This is a genomic window from Oceanobacter sp. 5_MG-2023 (assembly GCF_030548165.1).
In the GTDB taxonomy this organism is placed as follows: domain Bacteria; phylum Pseudomonadota; class Gammaproteobacteria; order Pseudomonadales; family Oceanobacteraceae; genus Oceanobacter.
On sequence record NZ_JAUORS010000016.1, the window covers coordinates 78,998 to 85,419 of the forward strand.

Annotated in this window: 6 protein-coding genes; 5 read left to right on the forward strand and 1 reads right to left on the reverse strand. The window is 53.3% G+C overall.

What is annotated here, in order from left to right; all coding sequences use genetic code 11:
* Positions 1-229: 229 nt before the first annotated feature.
* Entirely contained in the window at positions 230-874 is a 645-nt protein-coding gene (locus Q4551_RS11750) for a DUF938 domain-containing protein (RefSeq protein ID WP_303434033.1), read from the reverse strand.
* A 227-nt stretch (positions 875-1,101) separates the two neighbouring features.
* Between Q4551_RS11750 and Q4551_RS11755 the strand changes: the two genes are divergently transcribed.
* The 5 genes from Q4551_RS11755 (at position 1,102) to Q4551_RS11775 (ending at position 6,172) form a co-directional block, all read left to right on the forward strand.
* Positions 1,102-2,832 carry a proline--tRNA ligase gene (locus Q4551_RS11755; protein WP_303434034.1) on the forward strand — a complete coding sequence of 577 codons (1,731 nt, stop codon included), beginning with the start codon at positions 1,102-1,104 and terminating at the stop codon, positions 2,830-2,832.
* Between the two features lie 20 nt (positions 2,833-2,852).
* Complete coding sequence (locus Q4551_RS11760; RefSeq protein WP_303434035.1) at positions 2,853-3,422, forward strand: lytic transglycosylase domain-containing protein; 570 nt, start codon at positions 2,853-2,855, stop codon at positions 3,420-3,422.
* 461 nt (positions 3,423-3,883) lie between these two features.
* Positions 3,884-5,149 (forward strand): dicarboxylate/amino acid:cation symporter, encoded by a 1,266-nt coding sequence (locus Q4551_RS11765; protein ID WP_303434036.1) that lies wholly within the window; start codon positions 3,884-3,886, stop codon positions 5,147-5,149.
* 110 nt (positions 5,150-5,259) lie between these two features.
* A complete protein-coding gene (locus tag Q4551_RS11770; RefSeq protein WP_303434037.1) occupies positions 5,260-5,526 on the forward strand; it encodes a PGPGW domain-containing protein in 267 nt (88 codons plus the stop codon).
* Positions 5,527-5,563: 37 nt separating this feature from the next.
* Positions 5,564-6,172, forward strand: coding sequence for a DNA-J related domain-containing protein (locus tag Q4551_RS11775; RefSeq protein WP_303434038.1), 609 nt, complete (start codon positions 5,564-5,566; stop codon positions 6,170-6,172).
* Positions 6,173-6,422 lie beyond the last annotated feature (250 nt).

Genomic DNA, 6,422 nt, shown 5'->3' on the forward strand with positions numbered 1-6,422 from the left:
ACATATTTGAATCAAATGGTATATATATTGAAAATAAAATATAAACCGACAGCGATTATGTCACCACAAAAATCCTGTCTGCTATTGTTTTTTTAACGTGCGATTGATCGGGTAATCAGCCCAGTATCACTATGACAGACATTGTCCAGAGTCCAGATGGCATCCTTTACTCACAGCCACGACTGGCTGCCATTCATTCATTATAAATCAGGCTCCGTCGAGGTGTGCTTCAGACATATTTTTTGAACACCAGAATGCGGTTATTGGCTGGCATGGCAATATCCTTGATCAGCCGCAGCTTTTCCTTGCGGGCAGCCAGTACGATCTGCTCAAAATCCTTGATTCCGGCTTCCGGGTCAACATCGGCCTTGAGCCAGGCATCCAGCGACTTGTTGCCTTCGCTGGTAAACTTGCCATGGTAGTTAAACGGGCCGTACAAAAAGACCAATCCGGCGATGCGTAATACCCGGCCAATCCCGGCCATCATGGAGCGTACCTTGGGCCAACCAACGTAATGCACTACATTGGCCGAAAACACCGCATCAACTTCCTTCACTGGCCACAGGTCTTGCGATACATCCAGCACTAACGGTGGCAAAAAATTATCCCGCCCTGAACGTAAACGCCAGGCATTGATCGATGCAATCCGGGCCGCCATTTCAGAAGGCTGCCAGGTAATATCGCGCATGCGTTCACTCATAAACGCCGCATGCTGGCCAGTACCGCTGCCTATTTCCAGTACGACAGAATGTTTCGGCAACTCTTCTGACAGTACATCACCAATGGGTTGCTGATTACGTAAGCAGGATTCCGAGACCGGCAGGTCTTCATCCTGTGCAATTTGAAGCTCTGGCAGAATATTCACCCGATTCATAGCGATTCCTGTTGTCTGCCGAGACCACCCTCAGCCTTACTCGCGGCAGAGTATGTCACAGGCACCAGTCGGCAGAAATAGTGCCGCTTCGAAATAGCATGATCTTTATTGCACCATTCCATGCCCTTTTTCGAGAATCACTGTAACAGGCAAATTGCCGCCAGCCTGACTAGCCAGTAGAATCGGACGATATTTTTCGATTAATAAACCGGATTTGAACTAGCCCCATGCGTGCAACCGAATTTTTACTCGCTACAGAGAAAGAAACCCCAGCCGATGCCGTGATTGTCAGTCATCAATTAATGTTGCGATCCGGCATGATCCGCAAATTGGCCGCGGGTTTGTACACCTGGATGCCGCTGGGGTTACGTACCTTGCGCAAAGTTGAAGCCATTGTACGGGAAGAAATGAATAAAGCCGGTGCCCAGGAGGTATTGATGCCAGCGGTACAACCCGCCGAGCTGTGGGAAGAAACCGGTCGCTGGTTCGAATACGGTGGCGAATTGCTACGTGTCAAAGACCGCCACAATCGTGAGTTTTGTATTGGCCCGACCCACGAAGAAGTCATCACCGATCTGGCCCGTAACCAGCTAAGCAGTTACAAACAGCTACCGGTCACGCTGTTCCAGATCCAGACCAAATTCCGTGATGAAACCCGCCCGCGCTTCGGGGTCATGCGATCACGTGAATTTATCATGAAGGATGCCTACTCCTTCCATCTGACCGAAGCAAGCCTGGAACAAACCTATCAGGTAATGCACGGCGCTTACTGCAACCTGTTTGACCGTCTTGGCCTCGACTACCGTCCGGTCTGGGCCGATACCGGCTCCATTGGTGGTGCCAAGTCCCACGAATTCCACGTCTTGGCTGATTCTGGCGAAGACGATATCGCCTTCTCCAGCGCCAGTGATTACGCCGCCAACGTTGAATTGGCCGAAGCCGTGGCACCAGCCGGTGAGCGCCCCGAACCAACCGAAGCGATGCAGCTGGTCGACACCCCAGATGCCAAAACCATCGCCGAGCTGGTTGAACAACATGGCATTGCCATTGAAAAAACCATCAAAACCCTGATCGTTCATGGTGAAGCCGACGACAAGGGACAGTACGATCTGGTCGCCCTGCTGGTGCGTGGCGATCATGAGCTGAATGAACTCAAGGCTGAAAAAATTCCCGGTATTGCCTCGCCACTCGAATTTGCCAGTGAAGAAGAAATACGTCCGGTGGTCGGAGCTGGTCCAGGCTCCATTGGCCCGATTGGATTGACAATACGCATTATTGCCGACCGTGCCCTGAGCATCAGCTCAGACTTTGGTGCTGGCGCGAACAAAGACGGTCAACATTATTTTGGCATCAACTGGGAACGCGACCTGCCGCTGCCAGAATTTGCCGACCTGCGTAACGTCGTGGCCGGCGATCCAAGTCCTTGTGGCAAAGGCACACTGGAAATCAAACGGGGCATTGAAGTTGGCCATATCTTCCAGCTGGGTACCAAATACTCAGAAGCCATGAAAGCCACCGTGCTCAACGAAAATGGCAAGGACAGCACCCTGATCATGGGTTGTTATGGTGTCGGCGTCAGCCGGGTGGTCGCTGCCGCCATCGAGCAAAACCACGACGACAAGGGCATTATCTGGCCTGATGCCATCGCGCCGTTCCATATCGGTATTGTACCCATGAACTACCACCGTTCAGACGCCGTAAAACAGGCAACCGAAACCCTCTACGCCGAACTGACCGCTGCCGGCTATGACGTTTATCTGGACGACCGCGACAAAAAAACCAGCCCCGGCGTCAAGTTTGCTGATATGGAGCTGATGGGCTTCCCGCATCGCATTGTACTGTCAGACCGGGGACTGGAAGCCGGCACGGTGGAATACAAGGCCCGCCGTGCTGACGAGAAGCAAGACATTGCTCTCGATGAACTGATGCCATTCCTGAAAACCAAGGTGTCATGCTAGGCCGCCAACCGGCTACATGGTTGCTGACTGCCGTACTGAGTGGCCATTGTGCCCTCAGTGCAGCAGAGGCGATGCCCAACCACGACCCGGAATTACGGTTGGCCTTGCTGAACGCTGTTACCACTGCCGAGTCGTTCCCCGACCGCTTTGATGCCGAAGTCTGGTTAATGGATATGCAATCCCGGCTCGAGAGCATGAAATGGATCAAGCTGAGAGATAAGGCCGAACAGCTTGAGTTTCTGCGGCTGGTACACCTCGAAGCCAGTCGGGCCAATATCTCCGCCGAGATGGTACTGGCCGTGATTCAGGTCGAAAGTGCCTTCGACCGTTTTGCGGTTTCCCGTGTAGGTGCCCGCGGTTATATGCAGATCATGCCTTTCTGGAAAAATGAAATCGGCCGCGATGGCGACAACCTGATGCATATGGCCACCAACCTGCGTTACGGCTGTACCATACTGCGCCACTACCTCGACAAGGAAAAAGGCAACTGGACCCGCGCGCTGGCACGCTATAACGGCAGCCTGGGCAGAACGGTTTATCCGGAAAAGGTGATGGCCGCCTGGGAAAAGTACTGGTTTGTAAACCATTGACCTGCCGGCGGAGGCAGGCAAGCCAAGACGCTCCTTGAACCAGTAATACCGGGACACAGACCGCCTCTCTTTTTACCGGCTTATCATCGTCTCGCTTGTTATCTCTCTCACCACGACACCAACCCCACGACACCAACCCCGCACACTAACCCAAAACACGGTAATACCAGACTTCTGGCAATCAAAGCCTTTGCCATTCCTGCCTATCTTATTGATTTATAAAGGGTAACAACCCTTATGACAGGATAGGATAAGGCATCGGAACAGCCGCTCCATTGTTCCTGTCAGGCTGACAAACAGACGCATAAACAAGATACCTGGGTGAAAACGATCACTGAGTTCTTGAAATGGCCATAAACTTTACTCAATGCCCTGAGACAAAGACCGCCGTTGCTTGGTATACCTCCCGCTCAACACCTAGCTGAATCACCGGACACCACCGGCAAGCAAGAGGACAACACGTGACCAGACACTCCATTTCCTGGCCTGGACTGAATCTGCAAATCCTGATCGCCGCCGTCGCAGGCCTGATCCTTGGCTACTGGCTGAATGGCATGGACGACGCATCTGCCCTGCGCAGTAACATCCTGTATGCCGCCAATGTGATGGGCAGACTGTTTATTGATTTGCTCAAAATGATCCTGATTCCGCTGATATTTACCTCCATTGTGGTTGGTGTGGCCAACCTGCAGGCCCATCGTCATGGTGGCCAGGTCTGGCGCTACACCCTGGGATTTTTTGCTCTCTCCATGGTCTGCGCCATGGTACTGGCGCTGGTCGTTACCGACTGGGTTCAACCCGGCAGTCATCTGCAACTCGCCATGTTTGCCGACAGCATGGAAAATTTTGAAGCCAAACAGTTAAGTGCCGGCGAATTTTTTGCCCAATTTCTCCATAGCCTGTTTATGAACCCGATGGCTGCCCTGGCGGATGGAAAAATCCTGCCCGTAGTGGTGTTTGCACTGTTACTGGGGATTGCACTGGTCAAATCCGGCGAGCAAAAAATGCACATTCTGGTGGTATTGCAAGAATTACTGGCGCTGTTAATGCGCATGATCCAATGGATCATGCTGCTGGCTCCATTCGGCGTGTTTGCCTTGTTAACCAAGCTGTTGGCCACCCAGGATCTGAGCCTGCTGGCCAGCATGGGCGAATTTATTGTCCTGGTGTTTGCGATTACCCTGATCCACGGTGCCGTAATCTTGCCTGGCCTGCTGTGGCTCTTTACCCGTCAATCACCACAGTGGTTATGGCGGGGAGCGCGCCCGGCCCTGATCACTGCTTTTGCCACCAGCTCCAGTGCTGCCACGCTGCCGATCAGTCTGCGCTGCAGCGAAGAAAATCTGGGCGTCAGCAAAGACGTGGCCGGATTTGTCTTGCCGGTTGGCGCCACCATGAACATGGACGGCACAGCCCTGTATGAGGCCGCTGCAGCACTGTTTATCGCCTATCTGATCGGCATCGACCTGTCAGTCGGCCAGCAGATCATTGTGATGCTGACGGCCATGATTGCTTCCATGGGCGCGCCAGGCATTCCCAGTGCCGGCATGGTTACCATGGTCATGGTGTTGCAATCTGTGGGGCTGCCAGCCGAAGCCATTGCCATCTTGCTCCCCATCGATCGTATTCTCGATACTGTCCGCACCGCCGTGAATGTTGAGGGGGATATTGTTGCCAGTATTGTGGTGGATCAGGCGCTAAAAAACCGGAGTGATAACGCAGGTTAAGCTGTCGGAAAAACCGGTATCTCTGCTCAATTAGTTATCGTCACCGTCATGATGAAGCAACATCGGCATGACACCTTGGTAAGTTATGATCACCACTGGCTGACTTTGCTATGGTTAAACGCAGTGCCAAAATTCTGCTCGGCATTTTTTTTATCATCGCCGGTATCATTGTGACGCCTCTTCCCCTCCCTTTTGGCCTCGTCATGATCGTTATCGGCCTGTCATTACTCGTCAGCACTGTGCCACGCGTGCGGGAATGGCTACGCCAACAACGCCATCGTTATCGGGAATTTTCTGGCCGACTGAATGCCATCAAAAGCAAGTTGCCCGGCTTTGCCCGCAAGCTGATTGAAGACACCGATCCAGGGCCTCACTGACACAGCAGGCCGTTATCAGCTGTGATATTCTGCCGCCATGCTGAATCTCAAACGCGACCAAATCAATCCTCCGGATGAAAGCCTCGATACCCTGCAAGCACTGCTTTCCAGTCAATTGCAGGATGGCCAGTGTCACACCGAATACCAACTGATCCACTGGCTCAAACAGCCAGTGCCCGGCGTTTTCCAGCCGGATGCCCTGGCCGATTCCCTGACTCTGTTTCGTTGCCACTTTCTGGTGATGCATTGTTTGTATCGTTTACGCCTGGAATGGCTGGCGCAACAGGCTGGCTGGCTGAATATCGAACCACTTGGCGTGCAATTACAGCCTTGGGATACTGAGCAGGCCAGCGATAACCAGCACGTCTGTGAAGCCGATCCGCTGGCCCGCTATTATCTTGATCTCACCCACCTCAGTACCGATCGCGATACCGTCGACAAGCTCTTGCGGGGCATCTGGCAGCAAACCCTGACACCCGATCAGCGCCGCAGCGACCTGCGCTTGCTGGAGTTACAGGAAGGTGCCAACGAATCGGATATCCGTCGGCAATATCGCCGTCTCGCCATGCGCCACCATCCGGACCGGGGTGGTGATGTCAGTCATTTCCAGGCGCTGCTGGCGGCGTATCAACGGCTGACGGTTTGACGCTTTCTTCTAGAACCGCAACCAATATCCGTCTTGTTGGCCAGAACAGGCTATCTTCGGCAAGGGGTCACTAGCGACGGCGCAACCGCCAGAAGGTCAACACAGAAGGAACAATATCGGCAGTCACCAACACATCAGGATGCCAAGGAACGTCACTCGAATGCCGTAGTCACAAGGGGGCATCTATTTAATCCGGTGCTCACTCTGGGCTACCGGATGGTTTCGAATCACGAAGCCGACTTGCAGGCCT